The following is a 24,057-nucleotide window of genomic DNA, read 5'->3' on the forward strand; positions in this document are numbered from 1 at the left end:
TGTAGCCTGGACCTCCAGGTCCGGGTGGACGCGATAGCGGCCGGTTAGCTGCCGCCTGACGTAGTTGCCCTGACGGGCACCCGGACCTGGAGGTCCAGGCTACACATACTCGCTGATCACCCTACCACACCTTCGCCTGATCGACTTCGGGTTTGTAGAGCTTGTCGCCGGGCTGTACGTTGAATGCCTTGTAGAACGGCTCAAAGTTCGCCAGCGGCCCATTGACCCGGAACTTGGCGGGTGAGTGCGGATCGGTCGTGATGCGTACCCGTTCCGCTTCATCGCGCACTTTGATACGCCATACCTGCGCGAAGCCCAGGAAGAATCGCTGATCGGGCGTGAAGCCGTCAATTTTCTGGTTGCTCTGCCCTTCTTTCGTCAGCTTGAACGCTTGATACGCCAGCGTAATCCCGCCCAGATCGGCCAGGTTTTCACCCAGCGTCAGCCGGCCGTTGACGTGCATGTTGTTCAGGATCGAGTAGCCGTCGTACTGCTTCACCACGGCCTGCGTTTTTGTCGAGAAACGCTCACCGTCCTGCTTTGTCCACCAGTCACGGAGGTTGCCGTTCTGGTCGTATTGCCGTCCCTGATCGTCGAACAGGTGGGTCATTTCATGGCCGATCACCATACCGATAGCGCCGTAGTTGATAGCATCGTCGGCGTCTTTGTCGAAGAACGGAAACTGAAGAATCCCCGCCGGGAACACAACCTCATTGTTGCTCGGGTTGGCATACGCATTCACAGTCGGGGCCGTCATCATCCAGTCAGCCCGGTCGACGGGTTGGTTGACCTTGTCGAAATCTTCCTTCACATGGTGGGCGCGGGCCTGTTGCACGTTGCCGAAATAATCGTCACGTTTTACGTTTACGTCCGTGTACTCTTTCCACTTGTCGGGATAGCCGATCTTTTTCAGAAACTTATCCAGCTTGACAAGCGCGACCTTCTTGGTTTCGGGGGCCATCCAGTCGAGTTTGTCGATGCGCTCACGATACACTTTTTGCAGGTTATCGACCAGCGTCAGCATCCGCTCTTTGGCTTCGGGCGGAAAATACTGCTTCACCCACAGTTGACCCAGCGCATCGCCCAGGTAGCCGTCGACCGCGTCGGCAACGCGTTTCCAACGCTCCGGTTCTTTCAGTTGTCCATTGAGCGTTTTACCCTTGAATGCAAAACTGGCCTCCCGGAACGGTTTGCTCAGCAGCCCCGCATTCCCGTCGATAAGCGTAAACGTCAGGTAATCTTTCAGTTCATCGACCGATGCGGTTGGCAGACTCTTGTTCAACGCCAGGTAGTACTCCGGCTGCCCCATCAGTACCGAGTCGATCTTGCTCAGCCCCATCGTATTGAGCAGCGTACGCCAGTCGAGGTTCGGCTGCTGACGCGTCAGGTCGGCAACGGCCAGTTTGTGGTAATTCGCCACCGGGTCGCGCAGGTCGGCGGGGGCTTTGTGCGACCGGGCCAGCATCGTTTCAAACGCCAGAATACCGTCGGCCTTTGTTTTTGCCGACGTCGGATCGATGCCCGTCAGCGTGAACAGCTTCGCGATATACGTTACGAATGCCTTGCGCACCGCGACGGTAGCCGAGTCGGTCTTGGTGTAATACTCCTTCTCGGGTAGCGACAAACCGGCTTGCACAAAGTTGATCCGGTTGGTACTGCTCTGCCGGTCATCAGCCCCGACGTAAAAACCGATCAGCCGTCCACCGGGGTCCGACTTACTGGTAGCCAGGTAGTTCAGCACGCCTTTGTAATCGGTCAGCGCCTTGATTTTGGCCAGTTCGGGTTTTAGCGGCTCGTAGCCCAGCGATTCGATACGGGCCGTGTCCATACCACTCGCATAGAAGTCGCCGACCTTCTGTTCGACGCTGCCCGCCTTTGCGTCGGCGGCAGCCGCTTTTTCCAGAATGACTTTCGTCTTTTTCAGATTCTCATCATAGAGTGTGTTGAACGAGCCCCAGCCCGTCTGATCATCGGGAATTTTTGTGTTCTTCACCCAGGTGCCGTTGGCGTAGGTAAAGAAATCGTTGCCGGGTCGCACGGTGGTGTCCATGCCCGATTTGTCGAAGAAAACCGTTCGTTCGGGCGCAGAGCTGGTGTCGGCATCGGTGTTTTTGTGGCAGGCCGTCAGCGCCAGAGCGCTCAATCCGGCTACCAACAAACGTGACGTGTGTCGCATGATGAAGGGGTACCTTTTCGTTATAAACTAGTAATTTTGGTTATTGACCAACGAATCGCAACTGCTTAATGATGTACGGTAATGGCGCGATTCCGGTGGCAATTCGTAAAACCAACCGTTTGACCACGTATGAAGACAGTAATGACCCTGATGCTACTCTGTGCATCGATCGCTGGTTACAGTCAGACCAGCTACCATGGCAAGAAAATTTCCGAAGCGGGGGCGATTCCGGCAACCCAGCTGGCGGCAAAAATGAGCGGCAAAGACAAGCTAACGACCAAAGTCGAAGGTACCGTTGAGGACGTCTGCAAGATGAAAGGCTGCTGGATGAAAGTGAAGACCGGCGACGGACAAACGATGCGCGTCATGTTTAAAGACTACGGCTTCTTCGTCCCCAAAGACATCGTCGGCAAAAAAGTAGTAATGGAAGGCATTGCCGAAACTACGACCACGCCCGTCGACGAACTGCGCCACTACGCTGAAGATGCCGGGAAGTCGAAGGAAGAAATCGCGAAGATTACCAAGCCCGAAAAAGCCCTGACATTCATGGCCGACGGCGTCATTGTGAAGTAGAATTTCACATTTCCCTTTCACACCATTATGAAATTAGGACGAATTGGCATTTGGCTGAGTGTAGCCTTGGTTGGCTTTTTCGCAGCCTGCCGACACGCGGCCCCCATTCCCGCCGTACCCGACGGCTACATCGAACTGAAGGCGGGCACTACCGTTCCGGTGATAGATGGTATCAGCGTTGTCGTTGACACGGCGGGGATTTCGTACTGCCCAAAGCCCGTAATCTGTCTCGTCCCAAATAGTGTACATGCCAGCATACGGTTGGTAAAGGCTCAGTCTAGTCAACGGGTGCGATTATTCGATCTTCTCACCGGCACGGTGTATCGTCCCAATGAAATCAACCGCACAGACTCTATTCGACTGGACCTGGCAGGGCAATCCTATAAAGTCATTTTAAAGGGACAGTATCTTGGTGAAGTTGATGGACAGTCAACGGGCCGACCAATTCTTCTGGTTAGTCGCTTATAAGTATTATTGCTTACCAACGATTATTCGGAGATACCGCGATAAATCAATAGATTGAGGGCTGCAACGAACCGGTTGCAGCCTTTTTTGTACCCAACCAATTTAGTCTATGAAAAAAATGTACCTGCTGGCGGGGCTCTCGCTGCTGGCAACGCCGTTACTTGCCCAACGTACCCTTATTCACTGTGGTAATCTCTTCACCGGCACCGGCAACACGCTGCAACCCCAAATGACCGTTGTCGTCGACGGTAACAAGATTACGGCTGTGCAGAAAGGCTACACGGCCGCGTCGGGTCAGGATAAAGTCATTGATCTGAAAAACAAGACGGTACTACCCGGCCTGATCGACATGCACGTGCACCTGGAAAGTCAAACCCGGCGCGGTGGTACCATCGACAACTTCACGATGAACCCGGCCGATGTTGCGTTCCGGTCGGCACAGTACGCCAAAACGACGCTGTTGGCCGGCTTCACGACCGTACGTGATCTGGGTGGGTCGGGTATCAACGTATCGCTCCGCAACGCCATCAACGCCGGCCTTGTCGACGGACCACGCGTGTTGACGGTCGGCAAGTCCATTGCGACAACGGGTGGCCACGCTGACCCGACCAACGGCTATAAGAAAAGCCTACAGGGTGATCCCGGTCCGGAAGATGGCGTTATCAATTCGCCCGAAGAGGCCCGCAAAGCCGTTCGGCAACGGTACAAGGATGGGTCGGACCTGATCAAGATCACGGCGACCGGCGGGGTGTTGAGCAATGCCAAGGATGGGTCGGGACCGCAGTTTACGCAGGATGAAGTCGATGCCGTGGTGAAAGCCGCCAACGATTACGGCTTTGCTGTAGCGGCTCACGCCCACGGGGCCGAAGGCATGAAACGGGCCATCAAAGCGGGCGTGCAGACTATCGAACACGGCACGCTGATGGACGACGAAGCCATCGAACTGTTTAAAAAGCACGGCACCTACTACGTCCCGACGATCATTGCCGGCAAGACAGCCGCCGACTCAGCCCGGCACTTCGGCTACTATCCCCCGCTCGTCGTTCCGAAAGCGCTGGCTATCGGCCCGAAGATTCAGGCGACCTTCGGAAAAGCGTATAAAGCCGGGGTGAAAATTGCGTTCGGCACCGACGCCGGGGTATTCATCCACGGTTACAACGCCAAAGAGTTCGAGTACATGGTTGAAGCGGGCATGCCAGCCGTTGAAGCCATCAACGCGGCCCTGCTGACCAACGCCCGGCTGCTGAAAATGGTCGATCAGATCGGCTCGATCGAAACGGGCAAGTTCGCCGACATCATCGCCGTCGACGATAACCCGATTCAGAATATCAAAACGCTACAGGCCGTCACATTCGTGATGAAGGACGGGAAAGTGTATAAGCAGTAAATCCCTGAATCAACTCGTTCACCCGCTGGGGCGCTTCGTGCTGCACCCAGTGGGTGGTATCGAGGTATTCCACGCGGCCATCGTCGCACAGGCGCAGACTGGCCTGTGCCAGTTCCTGTTTCAGAAACTGGTCGTGAATACCCCAGATAATCAGCGCCGGCATCGTCACCCGAACAGACGGACGGCGAGCCGGTGGCCGACGGATGAGCGCCCGATACCAGTTGATCATACTGCGCACCGAACCCGGTTGCGACCAGGCCGTGCGGTATTGTGCCAGATCGTTGGGGGAAAAGGTACCGGAACGACTGCTTGTGCGCAACGTGCGGGCCAGCATCGCGCTTCGGTTAGCGCCCATAATCCATTCAGGCAATATCGGCAGTTGAAAAAAGGCGATGTACCAGCTACGCAGCAACTGCCCCGGATACTGCCGGATAAACTTCCGCGTGACGGCGGGATGTGGCACGTTCAGAATTACCAGTCGCTCGACCCGCTCGGGGTGCGACACGGCCAGCCACCACGACACGATGCCGCCCCAGTCGTGGCCAACAATAATCGCTTTCTCCTGACCAGCCGCGTCGATCAGCCCGACTACATCGGCAACCAGCGTATCAAGCTGGTACGCATCGATGCCATCAGGTTTGTCGCTCAGGTTGTACCCGCGCTGATCGGGTGCCCAGACCCGGTAGCCAGCCTCAGCCAACCCATCGATCTGTGCGGTCCAGCCATACCAGAACTCGGGGAAACCGTGCAACAACAGCACAAGCGGCCCCGTTTCCGGACCCGCCTGTACGACGTGTAACCGCACGCCATTGGTATCGACAGTGGTGTGCGTCATAGGGTTCAGTCAGATTAAAATCCGAAGTACTGCTCAGCGTTGCGGTAGCAGATATCCTGCACCAGCTTACCGATCCAGTCGACGTCGTTGGGCAGCTCACCGTTTTCGACGTCGTTACCGAACAGGTTGCAAAGAATCCGGCGGAAGTATTCGTGGCGACTGTAGGAGACAAAGCTGCGCGAGTCGGTCAGCATACCGACGAATGCGCTTAACAAGCCCATGTTCGACAGCGCGTTCATCTGCTTCTCCATCCCGTCTTTCTGATCCAGGAACCACCAGCCCGACCCGAACTGTACCTTGCCCCGTACCGACCCGTCGTTGAAGTTACCGGCCATCGTTGCCATCACTTCGTTGTCGGCCGGATTGAGGTTGTACAGAATCGTTTTGGCCAGTTTGTCGCGGTCGTCGAGACCACCCAGAAAACGACTCAGTGCCGCAGCCTGCTGAAAGTCGCCGATGCTATCCCAGCCCGTATCGGGACCAATCTCCCGCAGCCGACGACGGTTATTGTTGCGCAAGGCACCGAGGTGAAACTGCTGTGTCCAGCCTTTTTCGTGATCCCACTCGGCGAACTGCACCAGCATGAACGACTTGAACTTGGCAATATCCACCGGGCTCAGATCAGCCAGGGCGTTGTCGTAATCAGGCAATAGCTGGTTGAAAATCGTGCGAATTTCCGACTCCGTGTAGGGTTCGGCATAGATCATCTCCAGTCCATGATCCGACAGGCGACAACCCAGCTCGGCAAAGTAATCGTGCCGCGATTTCAGGGCGTCGAGGTAATCAGCCAGTGAACGGATCTCGCGGTTCGTTACCTCCTCAACCCGTTTCACGTACGCCCGGAAGGCTGCCGGGTCTTCGGCCGCCATCGCTTTGTCGGGTCGGAACGTAGGCAGAATCTTCACCCCAAACGGATCGGCGGCAATGGCCCGGTGGTGTTCCAGGCTGTCGAGCGGATCGTCGGTCGTGCAGACTACCCGTACGTCGAAATGCCGAAGCAACTTCCGACTGGTGAAATCAGGTAGTTGCTCGTTGCATCGGTCGTACACATCGCGGGCCGTCACCGGGCTAAGCACGTCGGTAATGCCAAACGGATTCTTGAGTTCCAGATGGGTCCAGTGGTAGAGCGGGTTCCGCATCGTGTACGGCACCGTCTCGGCCCACTTGGCAAACTTTTCCCAGTCGCTGGCGTCGCCGGTACAATACCGTTCGTCGACCCCGTTGGTCCGCATCGCCCGCCATTTGTAGTGATCGCCGTACAGCCAAAGCTGCGTTATCGTATCGAACCGCCGGTCAGCGGCAACCTGATCGGGCGGCAGGTGACAGTGGTAGTCGATAATCGGCATCGATCGGGCATAGTCATGGTAAAGCCGCCGTGCCGTGTCGGTTTGCAGCAAAAAGTCGTCGGACAGGAACGTGGGGGAAAGCGTCAGGGTGTTCATAGGAGCAAAAGAAAAAGCCGGTCGGTTTTTCCCGGCTGTCATTTATTTTTTCGGCGGCATCAGCTCGTCCGGCACAAACTGGCAGTCGGCCAGCACCGGCACGGCCTGACTCCAGTCGCGAATAATCCAGTCTTTGTTGGCTTCGGCAATCCAGACCTTCCGGGACTTCGTGAACAGCCAGATTACTTTTTCGACACCGAAATCGAGAAGCTGGGTTGTCTTCCGTTCGTAGTAGTCGAACGGACTGTCGAGTGAATCCAGATCCGCCTTCGTGTCGACCTCAATCGCTACTTTCGGAGCGACCCACGCGTACTTGGTTTCGTCCTGATCGGCCAGATCAGCCAGCGTAAAGATGGCTACATCGCACGCCCGCCAGTCGCCCTTCGCGAACTGAATACCCAGTTCGTTTCCCAATACATCGTATTCGGAAAGGTCCAGTACAGATAGTAAATACGCCGATAGTCGTACAACCAAACGGCTCTGTAAAATACTCGAACTCATTACCTGTTCAACCGTTTTTCGACCACCTAATACGTCCTGATAGCCGGCATAATAGACAGGTTTTCCATTCCACATCTCGTAAACGAGCGACTTACGCAGCCGGGCTCGTTCGGCACGAAGCTGCTGTTGTTCGGGGGTGAGCGACCGTTTTGGTTTTACTACAGTTTCCATTGATCAGCACCTGACGTTAGATAAGCAAGTTACGACCTTCGCCGGGATTTGTGGCCTACCGATCATGGCTCAGCCCCACCATCAGCCCACGCAGTTCAGCCAGGCCACGCAGCCGCCCAATGGCGGTATAGCCGGGATTGGTACGTTTACCCGATGTCAGATCGTCGAGCATGCGGTGGCCGTGGTCGGGGCGAAGCGGCATCTGGTAGTCAGCTCGCCCTTCGGCTTTCCGGCGCTGTTGCTCAGCCAGTAGCGCCTGCATCACACGGGCCATGGGTACGTCGCCTTCCAGGTGGTTGGCCTCCTGAAAACTACCGTCGGCGAAACGCTCGGTACTGCGCAGGTGGACGAAATGAATCCGGTTACCCAGCCGCTGCACCATACCCGCCAGGTCGTTGTCGGGCCGGACGCCGTAGGAACCCGTGCAAAAGCAAAGACCGTTGGCGGGCGAATCGGCAGCCGCCAGCAGCGCACGGGCGTCGGCTTCGGTACTGACGACGCGTGGTAACCCCAGAATCGGATACGGCGGATCGTCGGGGTGGATGGCCAGCCGTACCCCGACCGATTCGGCCACGGGGACGATCTCACGCAGAAACGCGTACAGATTCTGCCGCAACTCCCGGTCGCCGATGTCGGCATAGGTAGCCAGTGCGTCGCGGAACTGTTCGACGGTATAGCTTTCTTCCGAACCCGGCAAGCCCGCGATGATCGTGCGAATCAGCCGTTTCACCTGCTGCTCGGTCATGCTGTGCAGGCGGGCACGGGCGCGTTCCTGCTGCTCGGCCGAATAAAAATAATCCGCACCGGGCCGTTCGAGAATATACAGTTCGAAAGCCGCGAATTCCGTCGCGTCGAAGCGCAGACCAGTCGAGCCATCGTGCATCAGGTAGTCGAGGTCGGTACGGGTCCAGTCGAGAACGGGCATGAAGTTGTAGCAGACCGTGTCGATACCGACCGCAGCCAGATTGACGATCGATTCCTTGTAGTTTTCGATGTACGTCTGAAAGTCGCCACTGCGGGTTTTAATTCCCTCATGTACCGGAATGCTTTCGACCACCGACCAGCGTAGCCCCGCCTGTTCGATGAGTGCTTTGCGCGTCCGGATGTCGTCGACCGACCAGACATCGCCGTTCTTGACTTGGTGAAGGGCTGTTACGATGCCGGTAGCGCCCGCCTGCCGGACGTCGGCTAGCGAAACGGGATCAGTGGGGCCAAACCAGCGCCAGGTTTGTTCAAGCATACGTTAGTGTAACCGATTACGTAAATTTATGCAATGCGTGGATAGGTACTACCAACTGGGTAATTTCCGAATCCGTATTTTTAGGTAAAAAAAGCAGCGACCTCGCTTTTCTCCCCAATTAGACCCCATTTATTTTGCAAACACCGACCACTACCGGCCGCTTTCGCTGGCGAATCGTTGCGCTGCTCTTCCTCGCTACCACCATTAACTACGTCGACCGACAGGTACTTTCGTTCACCATGACCGACGAGGTTTTCCGCAAGGAAATGCTCGATCTGGCCCCCGACGCCGTCCTGACCAAAGAAGCGACTGACCGGTTCAAAGTACTCTACAGCGACGTTGATGCAGCCTTCAAGTTCGCGTACGCCATTGGTTTTCTGCTGGTGGGCTGGCTCATCGACAAGATCGGTACCAAGCGCGGCTTCTCGCTGGGGATCGTGGTCTGGAGCATCGCGGCTGCGCTCACGGCCTTCGTCAGCAACATGACGGGGCTACGCTGGGCACGGGCGCTGCTGGGTCTGGGCGAAGCTGCCAACTTCCCCTCCTCGATCAAGACCGTGGCCGAATGGTTTCCCCGACGAGAACGCTCCTTCGCCAACGGCCTGTTCAACGCGGGTGCCAACGTGGGTATCATCCTGACAGCCCTGGCCGTTCCGTACCTAATTCTGCACTACGGCTGGCGCAGTTCGTTTCTGGTGACGGGCGTTCTTGGCTTTCTGCTGCTGGGCTTCTGGTGGTTTACCTATAGCCGCCCCGAACAGAATCCGAAACTGTCGGCCGACGAGCTGGCGTACATCCGCAGCGACGACGAAACGATCGTGCCACTGAAGGTGTCTTGGGGCAAGCTGCTGGGTTACAAGCAAACGTGGGCTTTTGCCGTGGGAAAATTCATGGCCGATCCGATCTGGTGGTTTTACATGACCTGGCTACCCGACTTTTTCAACTCCAACGACGCCCTTGATCAAAAGCTCGACCTGAAAAGTTTCGGTATTCCGTTCCTGATTATCTACGTCGTTTCCGACGCGGGCAGCATCTTCTTCGGCTGGCTCACCACACAGTTTATGAACAGAGGCTGGACAGCCAACCGCGCCCGTAAAACGACCATGCTGATCTGTGCGCTCTGCGTCGTCCCGATTTTCTTCGCGGCCCAGACGAGCAGCCTGACGGTCGCCATTGCCCTCATTGCACTAGCAACGGCGGCTCATCAGGGTTGGTCGGCAAACATGTATACCTTTGCGTCGGATTTGTTTCCACGTAATGTCGTCGCATCCGTGACGGGTATCGGGGGTATGTTTGGGGCAGTTGGCGGGATTCTGCTGGCACTACTGGCCGGTCGTATCATCACCAGCTTCGGCTACGTACCCATGTTTATCATTGCCAGTTGCTCGTATCTAATTGCGCTGGTGATTATACACCTGGTGCTCCCCCGCATGGAACCCGTCCGGACGGAAGAACTAACCACCGAATTCGTTTAGGTTTACGGTAATCGGTTTTTAGTTTACGGTTTTACCAACGCCACTGCCTATCGGCTACCGGCACACGGGTCCACCGTAAACCGTGAACAGAAAACCGTAAACCGCAGACTGATCCCTACCATGAAAAAAATTGTCACGTTTGGCGAAGTGATGCTTCGTTTGAGTCCACCGGGCGTAAATCGACTGGCCCAAACCGACACGCTGACCATGCACTTCGGCGGTACCGAAGCCAACGTCGCCGTGTCGCTGGCGCAGTTTGGGTTGCAGGCCCACCATGTCACCCGCTTCCCGGAAAACGGGCTGGGCCGGTCGGCAGCGGGTTATTTGCAACGCCACCACGTCAGCACGGAATTTATCCGCTACGGCGACGGACGGATGGGGCTTTATTTTCTGGAAATGGGCGCAGGCAGTCGTGCCAGTCAGATCATCTACGATCGCGTCGACTCAGCCTTTGCCCGCATTCAGGCCAACGATATCGACTGGGATACCGTACTCGACGGGGCCGACTGGTTTCACTGGACAGGCATCACGCCCGCCCTCTCGCAGGGTGCCGCCGACTGTCTGCTGGCAGGTATCCAAACGGCAAACCGGCTGAATATTCCGGTGTCGGGCGACATCGTTTACCGCAGCAATCTGTGGCAGTACGGCAAAACGCCCCAGCAGATTATGCCCGCCCTGACCGAAGGCTGTACGCTGGTCCTGGGCGGGAAAGTCCTGTTTTCAGAAATCTACGGCGTCGTGGGCAGCACGTTTCAGGAAGCGGGCCGGGCCATGATCGAGCGTTTTCCAAGGCTCCGTTACATCACCGATACCAAGCGCAATTCCATCAGCGCGTCGCACAATCAGCTGTCGGCCAAACTATTCGACGGTACAACGGTCTACAAATCGCGTGTCTACGACGTGCAGCCGATCATCGACCGGATTGGTACGGGCGACGCCTATATGGCGGGGCTGATTTACGGGCTGCTTACCTTCAACGATCCGCAACGGGCCGTTGAGTTTGGTTCAGCCGCGTCGGCCCTGAAACACACCATTCCCGGCGACGTCAACCTCGCCACCGTCGCCGAAGTCGAAACGCTCGAACAGGGTGACAGCTCCGGCAAGCTGAAGCGATAAATTGTCGGTATTCGGTATTCAGTTTACGGTTTTCAGTGAACCGCCGACTGCAACCCGAATACCGTAAACCGAATACCGAAATTATGTCCCGCATACCCCGTCTTACCGTTTACCAAACCATCCGGCAGGTGCCGCTGGTACCCGTCTTTTACCACCCCGATGCCGACGTGTGCGACGGTGTCCTCGACGCCTGCTACCGGGCGGGGGTCCGAGCGTTCGAGTTTACGAACCGGGGCGATTTTGCGCACGAACGGTTCGCCGAACTGAGCAAACGTTGCGCCCGTGATTATCCCGACATGGTGCTGGGAGCCGGTACGCTACTCGATGCCCCCACAGCAGCCCTGTACCTGCAACTGGGTGCCGATTTCATCGTCGGCCCCAACTTCAATGAAGAAATTGCCCGGCTCTGTAACCGGCGCAAAGTTGCCTACCTGCCCGGCTGCGCAACACTGACCGAAATTGCGACGGCGCATGAATGGGGGGTTGAAGTCGTCAAGATTTTTCCGGGCGATGTCGTTGGCCCTAATTTCGTCAAAAGTCTGAGCGGGCCGATGCCGTTTGCCAGCGCGATGGTGACGGGCGGAGTCGAGCCGACGCAGGAAAGTCTGGCGCGCTGGTTCAAGGCTGGCGTCGTAGCCGTCGGGATGGGATCGCAGCTTTTCCCGAAGGATGTTCTGGCAAACCGCACATTCGATAAAATAGAGACCACCGTTCGCGACGTAGTTCGTATTATTGCTGAATTGTAATCCGGTTCACGGTTTTGGTTTGCGTTTTTTCGGCAGTCTGTCGATCCGTCAGAAACACGTTATTCGAAAACCGTATACTGAAAAACCGTAAACCGCCCCAACCCTATGCTTACCGATACCATGCCCCCACTGAGTCGTCTTGTCCACCCCGCCCCTAAACTCCCCGAAAAAGTACTACAATTTGGCACAGGCGTGCTGCTACGCGGCCTTCCTGACTATTTTATTCAGAAAGCCAACGAACGCGGGAGCTTCGGCGGGTCTATCGTCATCGTCAAATCGACGGACGGACAAACCGATGAGTTTGCCAGTCAGGACAATCTGTACACGGTGGCAGTGCGCGGGATTCAGCAGGGGAAAGCCATCGAAACCAACACGGTCGTATCGGCGGTAAGCCGGGTCATGGCGGCTCAGACGCAGTGGAATGAAATTCTGATGCTGGCGCGTAACCCGCACCTGCAAATCATTATTTCCAACACGACGGAAGTCGGTCTGGATTACGTCGAGGAAAGCATTTTTCAGAAGCCCCCCAAGTCGTTCCCGGCTAAACTGACGGCATTTCTGTACGAGCGGTTTCGCAGCGTAGGCGGTTCGAAAGCCAAAGGCATGATCGTTATCCCGACGGAACTGGTCACGGATAATGGGCTCAAGCTACGCGAGGCCGTTGAAAAGCTGACAGCTTACAACGAACTGGGCAAGCTGTTTACCAAATGGCTCAAATTCCACGTCCGTTTCTGCAATTCGCTGGTCGACCGGATCGTAACACGCCCGACCGAAGAAGCCCGGCAGGAGCTACAGGCCGAAGTAGGTTATACCGATGATCTGCTGACGTTTACGGAGCCGTATCATCTGTGGGCGATCGAAGGCGACGATCGGGTACGTGAGATGCTACCCTTCGCCGACACACCCGAAATCATCATCGACGAAGACATCAACTTTTACAAGGAGCGTAAATTGCGGGTGTTGAACGGTACGCACACGCTGACGATGCCGCTGGGCTACCTGCTGGGTCTGGAAACCGTAGCCGATGAAATGAACCACCCGCTCATGAGCCGGTTCATCGAATCACTGATGCTCGACGAAATCGTACCGACGGTACCCCACTATAGCGAGCCAGGCATGGACGCTGCCGCAATCAAATCATTTGCCGACGACGTACTCGACCGATTCCGCAACCCCTACCTCGACCACCTGCTGCTGAACATTTCGATGCAGGAAACGGCCAAGATGCAGGCCCGTAACGTCGCAACGCTGCAACGCTACTACGAGCAGGGCAAGGGCGTACCAGCGCAGATGGCTTTTGGGTTTGCCGCTTACCTGCTGTTTATGCGGGCGATCCGCGAAGAAAACGGGCAGTTCATCGGCGAAATCAGCGTGCCGGGCGGTGGCATCCTCGCCTACCCGATCCGCGACGACAAAGCCGGCTATTTTTACGGCGACTGGCAGACGGTAGAAGACAACTCACTGGATGCCGTTCAGGCGTTTGTCAAAAGCGTTTTGTCGGACACCACACTCTGGCAGGCCGACCTAAACGCGCTTCCTGGCTTCAGCGAGGCCGTTGCCCGTCATCTGCACGCCATGCTGACGGACGGTGTCGAGCCGACGCTGGAAAAGCACCTGGGAGCAGCCTGAGTCTGGCGTAGCTGCCTACCTTTGCGCGCATGAATTACATCTTCGTGCTGCTCGCGTTTCTGACCGGTATTGCTATCTCCATTCAGGCCGGCGTCAACGCCAACCTACGGCAATCACTGGGCAATCCAGTACTGGCCGCTGCCGTTTCCTTCGGCAGCGGCTTTTTGTCGTTAGCCATTGCCCTACTGTTCATGCGGGTCCCCCTACCCGCCCTCGACGCGGTCCGGCAAATCAGCTGGTGGAAATGGACAGGGGGCATGATCGGGGCCATTTACGTCACGACAGTCATCGTTAGCGTACCCCGCATCGGCACCGCGAATCTGGTTAGCCTCAGCGTAGCCGGTCAATTACTGGCGGCCGTCGTCCTGGATCATTACGGGCTGTTAGGATTCGCGCAGCACCCGGCCAACGGCTGGCGGTTACTGGGCTTGTTGCTTATCGTAGGTGGTGTGCTGCTGGTGGTAAAAAACTAATCCGTTCATTTCGCGTTCGGTTTTATAGGAAAACGACTCCTTTCCGACGCTGCTATGCCGATTCAGTACCGCTTTTACCCCTCGCTGCTCAACACCTTTTCGCGCTATATGCAGGGTGGTAACCTATCCGTTCAGCAGCTTATCGATAGCATCAACCGCGTGCCGACGCCGACCACCGCTGCGCAGGAACGCGGAACGTCCTTCGAAGAAGCCGTCGTCAAAGGTACCGACGAAGAGCGGTTCAACCCCGATATCATCAAGCGCGTTCGAAAATTGCTTCCCCGCCCCATTGTCGACACGCAGGTGTATTGCCAGTTAGAAATCGAGGACGTGCTGTTCTACGGCTATGTCGACCTGATCGGCTCGTTCAAAGCGGTTGACTTGAAAACGACGGGCAACTATCAGCCGGGACGTTTTGTACACAATCACCAGAATCTGTACCTACACGCCCTCAAACGCAAAGGCATCAAGCTCATGGAATACGTCATTACCGACTTCAACGACGTTTACGTGGAAAGCTACAGTCTGACGCACCCCATCGACAGGCAGGTCGAGGAAATCCGGCAGTTCAAAGCGTTTCTGGACGAACACCGCGCGCTGATCACCGATAAAAAAATCTTTGTCACGCCCGGCGAAAACCCCGACGCCCGACGCCGATGACTTGTCAGACGAACTATGTTGAAATCGGCTATTCTGTTGCTTTTCTGGCAAATAAGTAATCCTTGACTTTAGACTGGTTATCGAAGTAAACGATCAATGTCGACTGACCGGAAATGTAATACCAATTTTCACGGGTTGCGCTCATCAGCACTTTTGTTGGTTCGCCTAACTCCTTCTCAACATCATCAACGTCAGCTATTCCTTTCTTGATCGAACGAATCATATCTGACGTAAAAGCAGCTGAGTTATTCAGGTCAGCGTAGTACTTAAAATCTTTCACGACTTGCGGTTGCGAAAGGCTGTAATTCACAACTATATTTTTCTCACCCGACTGCTTATTACCGAATTTGTAATACCAGGTTTCTTGGGCGTTTTCTATGATTACCTGCTGAGGATAACCAAGTTTAGTAAGGATCTCATCCTTTGACGAGCCGAAACGCGCTTCTTTAGCTTTAGCGTATTGTAGTTGCGTCAATGGCCTTTTTCGCCGATCATCCAGCGTGAACGAGCGTAATGTTCGATCATCGCCAAACTTGAATAAAACCTGAGTACTATCGACTTTTAGTTTGTACAGTAGCAGGTGTGATTCAGGAGAAATTAATTCGTCAGCAGGCTCGTTAAATTGCGTTTTTACCTGGTCAGCAGTGGCCGTACCGATCAGTTGTCCTACCGTTTTCAAACTGCGCTGAATGCTGCTTTTGTCCTGGGCAGAAACAGCTTGTGCAACCAACAAAATACTAGACAAAATGATAGTTTTCATACGAGTCGTTTTTTATGTTGAGCAACGACTAGCACAAGTCTTTAGTACAAAAAATACCTAGTTATATCATAAAACGGGTGCATCATTATTTGCCGGTAACGAACAGGTACGGGTTAGCTTCACAAGATGATAACGCAATGACTATTTCCAAAACGTACCTTTTTCGTAAACTTACCTTTTCTCTGTCTGAACAAGCACCGTTCAGACAGGCAGGCTTTTACCAGTATGATTCAGCAGACACTGCGGCTTTATCGGCGGGCGTATACGGGCTTATCTCCTTCGGTTTGGCTGTTGGCGGGCGTTATGCTCATCAACCGAATCGGGACGATGGTACTCCCCTACCTGACGCTGTACATGACCGAACGGCTTCATTTTTCCGTCGCACAGGCGGGTATCGTAATGGCCGTGTTTGGCAGTGGGGCGTTCATCGGTACCTTCATCGGCGGTCGCCTGACCGATCGATTTGGTTTCTACTACATACAACTTCTGAGTCTGCTCTTCGGCGGACTGGCGCTGATCGGTCTACAGTTTGTTACGAACTTCTACGCGCTCTGCGTCAGTGTCTTTCTATTTACACTGCTGGGTGATGCATTTCGTCCAGCCAATCAGGCGGCACTGACGCACTACGCAACGCCCGAAACGCGCACCCGTTCGTTTTCCCTGAACCGACTGGCAATCAACCTCGGCTGGACGATTGGCGCATCGCTGGGTGGCTTTCTGGCGCAGCTCGACTATCACTTGCTGTTCTGGGCAGATGGGCTTACCTGCCTGCTTGCTGCGCTGGTCCTGTTCGTCCGGCTCCCCGTCCCGGCCCGACAGATTATAGCTGTCAACCATACCGATCCGATTCAACCTGCGCAGCTATCGCCCTACCGCGACCGGGCGTATCTGTTTTTCACGGTGCTGGCCACGCTTTACTTTATGGGCTTCATGCAGTTTTTCAGCATCGTCACGCTCTATTTTCAGGAAGTCCTGCACCTGACCAAAGCGCGGATTGGCCTGCTGATGTCTTTGAACGGGCTGCTGATTGTATTGATCGAAGTGGCGCTCGTATACAGTCTGGAGCAGCGGATTCGCAACCGCCTGGCCCTGGCCGGCATTGGATCATTGCTGTTGGGGGTTTCTTACCTGCTGATGACGCAATCACAGCTGGCGGGCGTGGCCTTATGGGCGGTGCTGGTCATTACGGCAAGCGAGATGCTGGCGATGCCGTTTATGCAGTCGTTTGCCGCTAACCGGGGGTCGGTGCAGAACCGGGGGCAATACCTGGCCTTGTACTCAATGGCCGGGGCGCTGGCCCAAACGGCCTCTCCCGCGCTCGGCGCGCAGATCGTGGCGCGTTTCGGCTTTTCAACCAACTGGCTCGTACTGGCTTGCCTGACTACGCTGGCGGCAGCTGGCTTCTGGTGGCTGGGCCAACGCGAAACACCCGCTCACTTGCCCGATACCCACTCGTCTGTCGCTTCGGTTTGATTACCATTGTCTTCGTGGTGTCAGGTTCGCAGCCTGCCATCACCATTGACCCATTGCCCCTAGTCATCAGTACGCTTCATACCGATACGTCGTTACGTCGTCGGTGTAGGCACCTGTTTTTACGCGCCGGATCAGTAGGCCCCGGCTGTCGTGGTAATGCGTCGTATTTTCGGTGATAACGTTGTTGCGGTTGAACGACGTAATACCGGGATACAGCGCGAAAAAATTCCGGTAGATGTTCGGGGCACCATCGAACCGCACCGTCGATTGTGTAATTCGGGGCTGTGCCGTGTAGGCCGTTGTACTTGTCAAACCCACCAACGTCGCATTGCCATCGGTGAACGTAAATCGGTACATATCGCGGGCATAGCGGGGACCAGGACCAGTAACCGTCAGTGTCGCCGGTAAGCCATCTGAATCGTAGACGTACTGGTAAGTCTGCACCGGCTTCAGTTGATCGAAATCAGCCTGCGCTTTCAACTCACCGACGGTTTCCAATTGCCCTTTCTCGTTGTACGCATATGTTCGGCGCGTACCGGTCACTATTCCGTCGAAATCAGTCGTGGGTTGTGCCAGCCGCCGGTCGACATGATTGATACGAGTGGGTTGCGATGCATCGTAGTAGACGGTCGTTTGCGCCGTGGCGGGACCGGATGCCGTTGTGTCGGGATAGTCCGTGATCGTTGCCAGTCGCCCCTGTGCATCGTAACTATATGTCATGGTCGCTTTCACGCCATACCCGATTTCCGACGCCCGCACCACCCTGTACTGCCGCAGGTCAGCATCGCTGGTCCGGCAACCGAACAGGAAGGTAAGCAGCAGAACGATGATGGGTTTAAACACGGAGTCACGGAATTGATTCACAGAGATTATAGAGGCTGACACAATGGAAAATTACTCTGTTTACTCCGGGAAATTCTCTGTGACGCTGTGGTTAAAACATAACTTTTCCCCCTTCCGTCGATACGTCGAGCTGAACAGTCCGCCCGATGGGGAGTGTCAGGTTGTAATCGACGTGCCCGGCCGGCAGATCGAACAGCACCGGATAGGCATAGTCAGCCACTATGCTGGCAATAATTTCATACGCGTCCTGCCCGAACGGCAGCGACATATTCAGGCGCATGTCGGTGAATTGCCCCACCACCAGCCCAGCCAGTTTGGCCAGCCGCCCCGACCGATGCAACTGCCGCATCATCCGGTCCAGCGAAAACAAGGTCTCGTCGATATCCTCAATAAACAGCACCGCGCCATCGTACGAAACGTCGGTCGGCGTATCGATGGAATTGATGAGCATGGTCAGATTCCCCCCGATCAGTGGCCCCGTTGCCCGACCGGGTCGGTTTAGTGGGTGCGCCTTGACCGCGTACAGGTCCGGCACTTCCCCGAACAACCATTGCCGCAGCGATTCCAGCGACTCAGCCCGGTCGGGACCACCAAACTGCCGGGGCATGATACCGTGCAGACTCGCCACCCCATGCCGGTAAAACAGACTAAGTAGCACCGTAATGTCGCTGAAGCCGATCAGCCATTTCGGGTGCCGCAGCAGCCCCGTCAGGTCCAGCCCATCCGCAATCCGGTAGCAGCCGTAGCCGCCCCGCGACGCAAACACAGCCCGCACCGATGGATCATCGAACAGTCGTTGCAAATCAGCCCGACGCAGGTCGTCGGAGCCGGCAAACGGGCCATCCGTCGCGTGCAGGCTGTCGCCTTCGATTACGTTTAGCTGCCAGTCGTCGCGTAGGATACGCAAGCCTTCGGTCAGTTCAGCATACGGCACCCGACTCGCGGGCGACACTACGCCAACCGTATCGCCGGGGCGCAGAAATGGGGGAAATAGCAAGCGATTAGTTTTTTTGTAGAGACGCGACCCTTCGCGTCTCATTTGCCGGATGGTTTTGCTGACGCACGATGAGACGCGAAGGGTCGCGTCTCTACAAATTTAGCTTCGCCGGTTTGGTGTCGTCCAGTTTGTTTAGGTCCAGCGCGACCATGCCGTGCTGCGCCCCGTCAAACATCGGCACAAAGGTATGACCCCAGCGCACTTCGTCGTAGCGATACGACGTGCGACTATGCACCTGCTGCGAAAAGGTATCGTCCATGGCGCGGAACAGAATTAAAAACTCCGCGTCGGCCGCAGCCAGTTCTTCCGGTGTACAACCGTAGAGCGGGCTCGTTTCGGTAATCGGGTGAACGAGCGTCCAGTTGGTTGGGAAAAAGGCCACCTTGCTGCGCTCCAGTTTCAGGGCGTGATACCGCCGGTACCGGGTACCGTCCGGCTTGGCTTCCAGCCTTGACAGCGACACTTCCATTTCTACGTCGATTAACTGATTCGCCCGGCTGTTGACCACCCGAAACATCCACGCATTCACATCCAGGTAAGGTGCGAAAACAGCTCCTTTCGAAAAGCGAACGTGCGCCAGGGGCCGGGAGAAACGACCGTATAGTAACCCCGTTACCAACGCAAAGGACAGCAGCCCGATCATCGATTCCATAGCGGCAATAATGCTGGCCAGAAAACTGACGGGGGCAATATGGCCGTAACCAACGGTGGTCATTGTCTGCGAACTGAAAAAGAACGCTTTCCAGAAGGAACCGTACGGCTGACCATCGACGCTGCTTTGCAGGTTTTCGGCACCCACCAGCAGATAAATACCCGCAAAAACGCCGTTAACGACAAAATAGAAAACCAGTACCCAGCCCAGAAACTGCCACCAGGACATGGTAATCAGGCGGTTGTACAGGTTAATGCGGTCCCAGAATCGTTCGTTGACCCGGTCGATGTTGAAGCTACCGTCTTTATTGACCAGCCGGGAGTATGCATCGCTAATTTTGGCCCCGAAACCAAGGTCCTGACGCTGTTCTTCCTGTTGAACCAGCCGGCTATTCGTGCCGTGCAGGTTCTGTCCACCCGGCTCTGTTCCTGCTTCACTTTTTGTTTCCATACCAACGTGACCGACAAATTTGTCAGGAATGATCAACTAACAATTCGTAGCTAAAGCGTGTATTATCATTAATAGCGGGTGGAACTCAGCCTTGTCACTAACAGTTTACTCACCATACTTTCAGCATTTGTTCAGCTGATTCAGCCGCTTTTTTTAAGCACCATTAAAATTTAAGTAGTTATACTTAACTTCGCTACGGTTTTACAGACTGAGTTGCTGTTTACCTCAACCTATGACTAAGACACCGCTTCAGCGGATGATAAGCGTGGTTGTCCCCGCTTATAACGAAGAGGAAAATTTGCCCGTTTTGGTTCACCGGCTTATGACGGTACTGGAACCTTACGAGTCGTACGAGATCCTGATCGTCGACGATGGCAGTTCCGATCAGACCCGTCACGTACTGCGGCAGCTCAGCCGCGCGTACCCGGTCGTTCGATTTCTTTCCTTTTCCCGCAATTTCGGTCATCAGATGGCGTTGCGGGCCGGTTACGACCACGCCCGTGGTGATGCGGTAATCTGCCTTGATGCCGATCTGCAACACCCCCCCGAGCTGATTCCCACGCTGATCGACAAATGGCAGGAAGGTTACGACGTCGTGTATACCGTGCGGCAACCTGACCCCAAGCTATCCTGGTTTAAACGGACCAGTTCGCGCAAGTTTTACAGCATGTTGCGGAACGTATCGGGACTCGACATCGAAGACGGCGCGGCTGATTTTCGGCTGCTCGACCGTAAGGTTATCAATACGCTGAAGCAGTTCAAGGAAAATGACTTGTTTCTGCGGGGAGCTATCTCGTGGGTCGGTTTCCGGCAGTGCCGTATCCTGTACCAGCCTGCCGCCCGGTATGCCGGCCGGTCGAAATACTCGCTGCGCAAGATGATGCAACTGGCCGCCATGGGAATTACGTCCTTCTCGACCAAGCCGCTGTATATGTCAGTGCTGCTCGGCTTCGGCATGTCGCTGTTTGCCCTGCTGTTCGGTGCGGAAGCTACCTACGAATACTTCTTCACCGACGCGACCGTATCGGGCTGGACAACGCTCGTCGTGCTGTCGGTACTCATCGGTGGCGTGCAGTTTATCATGATCGGTATTATCGGCGTATATTTGGGCAAAACGTTCGTGGAGGTCAAGAACCGACCAGCCTACATCATTGGCGACACGGACGAGATTGACGAAACGACTACATGGGTACAGCCGGACGAAGCCGACCGCAAATTTTATTCACCGTTGACGTAGAGGAGTTCGATACCGCCGTCGAGTTCGGCCACGACATCTCGCTTGCGGAACAGATTGCGGTCTCGACGCGGGGGCTCCGCTTACTGGCGGAACGTTTCGACGCGGTAGGTGCCCGCACCACGCTGTTTACGACGGCCAACTATGCCCTGCACGAGACCGAGTTGATTCGATCGCTGGCGACAAAACACGAAATTGCGTCGCACGGCTATTACCACACGACATTCGAACCAGCCGACCTGCTTAAATCACGACTGGCACTGGAAGAATTACTGGGGCAACCCATCACGGGTTTCCGGCGGGCACGCATGGGCTTCGTTGACCCGACAGATGTACAACAGGCTGGTTATGCCTACAATTCATCGCTGCACCCGACCTGGCTACCGGGTCGCTACAACCACTGGGGCGAACCGCGTCATCCGTTTCGGGAGCAGGGGGTCTGGCAAATTCCCGCGTCGGTGACACCTACGCTGCGTTTACCCCTGTTCTGGCTGAGTCTGAAAAATTTTCCCTGGGCCTATTACAAGCAGTTGTGCCGACAGACCCTCAAGGCCGACGGCTTTCTGAACCTGTATGTACACCCGTGGGAGTTCACCGACCTGTCGGCATACGAAAAAATACCGGCTTATGTGAAACGGCACTCACGCGACGAATTGCTCGATCGCGTCGAAAACCTGCTCCGTTACCTCAAGCCCCAGGGCGAGTTCCGGACGATGGGAGAATTTGCGGAGGGACTGTAGCCCAGACCTCCAGGTCTGGAGGACGCAACAGCGTCCAATGAGTGTCCCTGCACGTAGTTAGCCTTCGGCTACCAGACGTGGACGTATGGGCTACACGTAGCTAGATAAATATCACGTCAGTAATCACCTCACTACCCATGTCGCGGTTGACGAGCTGGATGAGCTTCTGCTTGGCGTTGACGAGTTCGTTGCGGAGCGGAGCCGACGACAGCTCTATATACAGCTTGCCGTCGCGAACGTAGAGCCGCTTGGTGCGGGTCGCGATGGCAGGGCCCATCATCCGACCCCAGAAAGCTTCCAGATACGTTTCGTTGAACCGCCCCTGTAGCTGATACGCCTTGAGCAGTTGCCCGATGGCATCCTTTAGCGAGGTGACGCCAGCTATGCGGGTGGCGTTGTCGCGGTTGTATCGGTAGGTTTGCTGGCTCATACAGTTGGATCTCTACACAAAGGTAAAGAACGGCTTCGGACGCCGAATAACCGCCGGTAAATTTTACCCGTTTTTTGACGGAGCGCGGCAAATCGGCACGGGTATTTGGTAGCCTGCCGCCTGCGTACTATACTTGCATCATCAAGTCAATTGCCAGGCGCTACCCATTCTGGTCGGCGCGGATTGATTTATATAGAAGCGGGGAGAGATCAGGCTCTGTGAACCGCTGGCAACCTACCACACGGCAAGGTGCTAACTCCTGCCTACAGCAACCGCTACGGCGGACGTTAGGGACTATAAATCGGTATTAACTATGTATTTCAGCGCTTTCTGCCTGCCCGTTTGGGTACGCTAATCATCACCTCCGCATCGCACTATCGACATCGGACGTGACTTGTCATTCCCTCTGTCGAGTGGTGCTTCAGCAACGCTACGTCACCGGGCCGCGCTGATGCCGGAGCCATTTTATACACCATGTCTGCTCCATCGACACTCCACCACTTCGACTACAAATACTCGTTTCCACTGGAATCAGGCGCGACGTTGCCCGGTTTTCGGCTGGCCTACACCACGCAGGGTACACTGCGACAAGACGGCGGCCAGTCGAACGTAGTCTGGGTATGCCATGCCCTGACGGGCAACGCCAACGTCAATGACTGGTGGGGCGGTATGGTCGGGCCGGGAAAGTTCTTCGATCCGGAACGACATTTTATCGTTTGCGCCAACGTGCTGGGGTCCTGCTACGGTTCGTCGGGGCCACTGACAACGAATCCGGCAACTGGTGAACCGTTCTATCATGACTTCCCGATCGTCACCGTACGCGACATCGTCGGGGCGCTTGACTTGCTGCGGCAGGAACTGGGTATCGACCGTATACACACCTGTATCGGCGGGTCGCTGGGCGGTGAACAGGCCGTCGAATGGGCGATCGATCAGCCCGATCTGATTCAACAATTGATTCTGATTGCTTCGGGCGCGGTGGCTTCGCCCTGGTGCATTGCCTTCAACGAAGCACAACGTATGGCCATCGAAGCCGATCCTACCTGGACCGAACGGCGCGCCGACGCCGGTGCGATGGGCATGAAAGCCGCGCGCGCCATGGCCATGATTTCGTACCGGAATTACGATACGTACGGCTTCACGCAGGCGCTCGACAACAACGAACAACTGGACGAGTACAAAGCCGCTACCTACCAGCGGTATCAGGGCGAAAAAATCGTCGACCGGTACAATGCGTTCACGTACCGGCTGCTGTCGAAAGTGATGGATTCGCACAACGTCGGACGCAACCGGGGCAGTATTCCGCAGGCGTTGGGCCGGGTGAAGTCGCGTACGCTGGTTGTTGGTATCCGCTCCGACCTGCTGTTTCCGCCGTCCGAGCAGCAGTTTCTGGCCCGGCATATTCCCAATGCGTCCTACCGGGAGATCGATTCGCTCTATGGCCACGATGGTTTTCTGATCGAATTTCGGCCACTAACGGCCCTCATTCGGAACTGGACAGCGACCATCGATACGGCCGTTGCCGCTACGCAGCCGATCAGTACCAATTCGTAATGCAAGAGGCTTACGACCAACGGCGTACGGCACAA

The 24,057-nt window shown here is 55.7% G+C and carries 23 protein-coding genes and 1 riboswitch; of the genes, 12 read left to right on the plus strand and 11 right to left on the minus strand.

What is annotated here, in order from left to right; genetic code table 11:
* Positions 1-121 precede the first annotated feature (121 nt).
* Positions 122-2,176, minus strand: coding sequence for a M13 family metallopeptidase (locus tag CLV58_RS18360; protein ID WP_106139283.1), 2,055 nt, complete (start codon positions 2,174-2,176; stop codon positions 122-124).
* 129 nt (positions 2,177-2,305) lie between these two features.
* On the opposite strand from CLV58_RS18360, the gene CLV58_RS18365 reads away from it, so the two are divergent.
* Positions 2,306-2,749, plus strand: a complete 444-nt coding sequence (locus CLV58_RS18365) for a DUF4920 domain-containing protein (RefSeq protein ID WP_106139284.1) — start codon at positions 2,306-2,308, stop codon at positions 2,747-2,749.
* Positions 2,750-2,782: 33 nt separating this feature from the next.
* On the opposite strand, the gene CLV58_RS18370 is transcribed toward CLV58_RS18365, so the two are convergent.
* Positions 2,783-2,998: a hypothetical protein gene (locus CLV58_RS18370; protein ID WP_106139285.1), complete on the minus strand. Its 216-nt coding sequence runs from the start codon at positions 2,996-2,998 to the stop codon at positions 2,783-2,785.
* A 325-nt stretch (positions 2,999-3,323) separates the two neighbouring features.
* Between CLV58_RS18370 and CLV58_RS18375 the strand changes: the two genes are divergently transcribed.
* The gene (locus tag CLV58_RS18375; protein WP_106139286.1) at positions 3,324-4,601 is read left to right on the plus strand and encodes a metal-dependent hydrolase family protein; all 1,278 of its coding nucleotides are present in this window, start codon (positions 3,324-3,326) and stop codon (positions 4,599-4,601) included.
* Here the strand turns inward: CLV58_RS18375 and CLV58_RS18380 are convergent.
* Genes CLV58_RS18380 through uxuA form a run of 4 tightly spaced genes read right to left on the minus strand, consistent with a single transcriptional unit; the run spans position 4,561 to position 8,790 of the window.
* Positions 4,561-5,436, minus strand: coding sequence for an alpha/beta fold hydrolase (locus CLV58_RS18380; RefSeq protein ID WP_106139287.1), 876 nt, complete (start codon positions 5,434-5,436; stop codon positions 4,561-4,563). The two genes, CLV58_RS18375 and CLV58_RS18380, sit on opposite strands and share 41 nt — an antisense overlap.
* 14 nt (positions 5,437-5,450) lie before the next feature.
* The gene (uxaC, locus tag CLV58_RS18385; protein ID WP_106139288.1) at positions 5,451-6,878 is read right to left on the minus strand and encodes a glucuronate isomerase; all 1,428 of its coding nucleotides are present in this window, start codon (positions 6,876-6,878) and stop codon (positions 5,451-5,453) included.
* Positions 6,879-6,920: 42 nt separating this feature from the next.
* Positions 6,921-7,550 carry a PDDEXK family nuclease gene (locus CLV58_RS18390; protein ID WP_106139289.1) on the minus strand — a complete coding sequence of 210 codons (630 nt, stop codon included), beginning with the start codon at positions 7,548-7,550 and terminating at the stop codon, positions 6,921-6,923.
* A 55-nt stretch (positions 7,551-7,605) separates the two neighbouring features.
* Positions 7,606-8,790, minus strand: a complete 1,185-nt coding sequence (gene uxuA, locus CLV58_RS18395) for a mannonate dehydratase (protein ID WP_106139290.1) — start codon at positions 8,788-8,790, stop codon at positions 7,606-7,608.
* A gap of 134 nt (positions 8,791-8,924) precedes the next feature.
* On the opposite strand from uxuA, the gene CLV58_RS18400 reads away from it, so the two are divergent.
* The 6 genes from CLV58_RS18400 to CLV58_RS18425 all read left to right on the plus strand — a co-directional run bounded on the left by CLV58_RS18400 (position 8,925) and on the right by CLV58_RS18425 (position 14,889).
* Positions 8,925-10,265, plus strand: coding sequence for an MFS transporter (locus tag CLV58_RS18400; protein ID WP_106139291.1), 1,341 nt, complete (start codon positions 8,925-8,927; stop codon positions 10,263-10,265).
* A gap of 120 nt (positions 10,266-10,385) precedes the next feature.
* Positions 10,386-11,381, plus strand: a complete 996-nt coding sequence (locus tag CLV58_RS18405; protein ID WP_106139292.1) for a sugar kinase — start codon at positions 10,386-10,388, stop codon at positions 11,379-11,381.
* An 83-nt stretch (positions 11,382-11,464) separates the two neighbouring features.
* The gene (locus CLV58_RS18410) at positions 11,465-12,127 is read left to right on the plus strand and encodes a bifunctional 4-hydroxy-2-oxoglutarate aldolase/2-dehydro-3-deoxy-phosphogluconate aldolase (RefSeq protein ID WP_106139329.1); all 663 of its coding nucleotides are present in this window, start codon (positions 11,465-11,467) and stop codon (positions 12,125-12,127) included.
* Between the two features lie 105 nt (positions 12,128-12,232).
* Positions 12,233-13,756 carry a tagaturonate reductase gene (locus tag CLV58_RS18415; RefSeq protein ID WP_245882376.1) on the plus strand — a complete coding sequence of 508 codons (1,524 nt, stop codon included), beginning with the start codon at positions 12,233-12,235 and terminating at the stop codon, positions 13,754-13,756.
* Positions 13,757-13,785: 29 nt separating this feature from the next.
* The gene (locus tag CLV58_RS18420; RefSeq protein WP_106139293.1) at positions 13,786-14,229 is read left to right on the plus strand and encodes a DMT family transporter; all 444 of its coding nucleotides are present in this window, start codon (positions 13,786-13,788) and stop codon (positions 14,227-14,229) included.
* A 54-nt stretch (positions 14,230-14,283) separates the two neighbouring features.
* Positions 14,284-14,889: a PD-(D/E)XK nuclease family protein gene (locus CLV58_RS18425; RefSeq protein WP_106139294.1), complete on the plus strand. Its 606-nt coding sequence runs from the start codon at positions 14,284-14,286 to the stop codon at positions 14,887-14,889.
* 28 nt (positions 14,890-14,917) lie between these two features.
* Here the strand turns inward: CLV58_RS18425 and CLV58_RS18430 are convergent, their stop codons facing one another.
* Positions 14,918-15,649, minus strand: a complete 732-nt coding sequence (locus tag CLV58_RS18430) for a hypothetical protein (protein WP_106139295.1) — start codon at positions 15,647-15,649, stop codon at positions 14,918-14,920.
* A 225-nt stretch (positions 15,650-15,874) separates the two neighbouring features.
* On the opposite strand from CLV58_RS18430, the gene CLV58_RS18435 reads away from it, so the two are divergent.
* Positions 15,875-17,122: an MDR family MFS transporter gene (locus CLV58_RS18435; RefSeq protein WP_106139296.1), complete on the plus strand. Its 1,248-nt coding sequence runs from the start codon at positions 15,875-15,877 to the stop codon at positions 17,120-17,122.
* A gap of 66 nt (positions 17,123-17,188) precedes the next feature.
* Here CLV58_RS18435 and CLV58_RS18440 read toward each other — a convergent pair whose 3' ends face one another.
* From CLV58_RS18440 to CLV58_RS18450, 3 genes are all read right to left on the minus strand, one after another.
* The gene (locus CLV58_RS18440; RefSeq protein ID WP_146141470.1) at positions 17,189-17,986 is read right to left on the minus strand and encodes a hypothetical protein; all 798 of its coding nucleotides are present in this window, start codon (positions 17,984-17,986) and stop codon (positions 17,189-17,191) included.
* 70 nt (positions 17,987-18,056) lie between these two features.
* Positions 18,057-18,962: a S66 peptidase family protein gene (locus CLV58_RS18445; RefSeq protein WP_106139331.1), complete on the minus strand. Its 906-nt coding sequence runs from the start codon at positions 18,960-18,962 to the stop codon at positions 18,057-18,059.
* A gap of 91 nt (positions 18,963-19,053) precedes the next feature.
* Positions 19,054-20,064 (minus strand): ion channel, encoded by a 1,011-nt coding sequence (locus tag CLV58_RS18450; protein ID WP_106139332.1) that lies wholly within the window; start codon positions 20,062-20,064, stop codon positions 19,054-19,056.
* A gap of 232 nt (positions 20,065-20,296) precedes the next feature.
* Here CLV58_RS18450 and CLV58_RS18455 point away from each other — a divergent pair, with 232 nt between their 5' ends.
* Complete coding sequence (locus tag CLV58_RS18455) at positions 20,297-21,301, plus strand: glycosyltransferase family 2 protein (RefSeq protein WP_245882377.1); 1,005 nt, start codon at positions 20,297-20,299, stop codon at positions 21,299-21,301.
* Entirely contained in the window at positions 21,250-22,038 is a 789-nt protein-coding gene (locus tag CLV58_RS18460; RefSeq protein WP_106139334.1) for a polysaccharide deacetylase family protein, read from the plus strand. The genes CLV58_RS18455 and CLV58_RS18460 overlap by 52 nt, the downstream gene beginning before the upstream one ends.
* A 100-nt stretch (positions 22,039-22,138) precedes the next feature.
* On the opposite strand, the gene CLV58_RS18465 is transcribed toward CLV58_RS18460, so the two are convergent.
* Positions 22,139-22,468, minus strand: a complete 330-nt coding sequence (locus tag CLV58_RS18465) for a DciA family protein (RefSeq protein WP_106139298.1) — start codon at positions 22,466-22,468, stop codon at positions 22,139-22,141.
* A gap of 185 nt (positions 22,469-22,653) precedes the next feature.
* Positions 22,654-22,771, plus strand: a riboswitch (SAM riboswitch).
* A gap of 171 nt (positions 22,772-22,942) precedes the next feature.
* Between CLV58_RS18465 and CLV58_RS18470 the strand changes: the two genes are divergently transcribed.
* Positions 22,943-24,022 (plus strand): homoserine O-acetyltransferase family protein, encoded by a 1,080-nt coding sequence (locus tag CLV58_RS18470; RefSeq protein ID WP_106139299.1) that lies wholly within the window; start codon positions 22,943-22,945, stop codon positions 24,020-24,022.
* The last annotated feature ends 35 nt before the right edge of the window (positions 24,023-24,057 follow it).

Source organism: Spirosoma oryzae, assembly GCF_003002825.1.
GTDB lineage: Bacteria > Bacteroidota > Bacteroidia > Cytophagales > Spirosomataceae > Spirosoma > Spirosoma oryzae.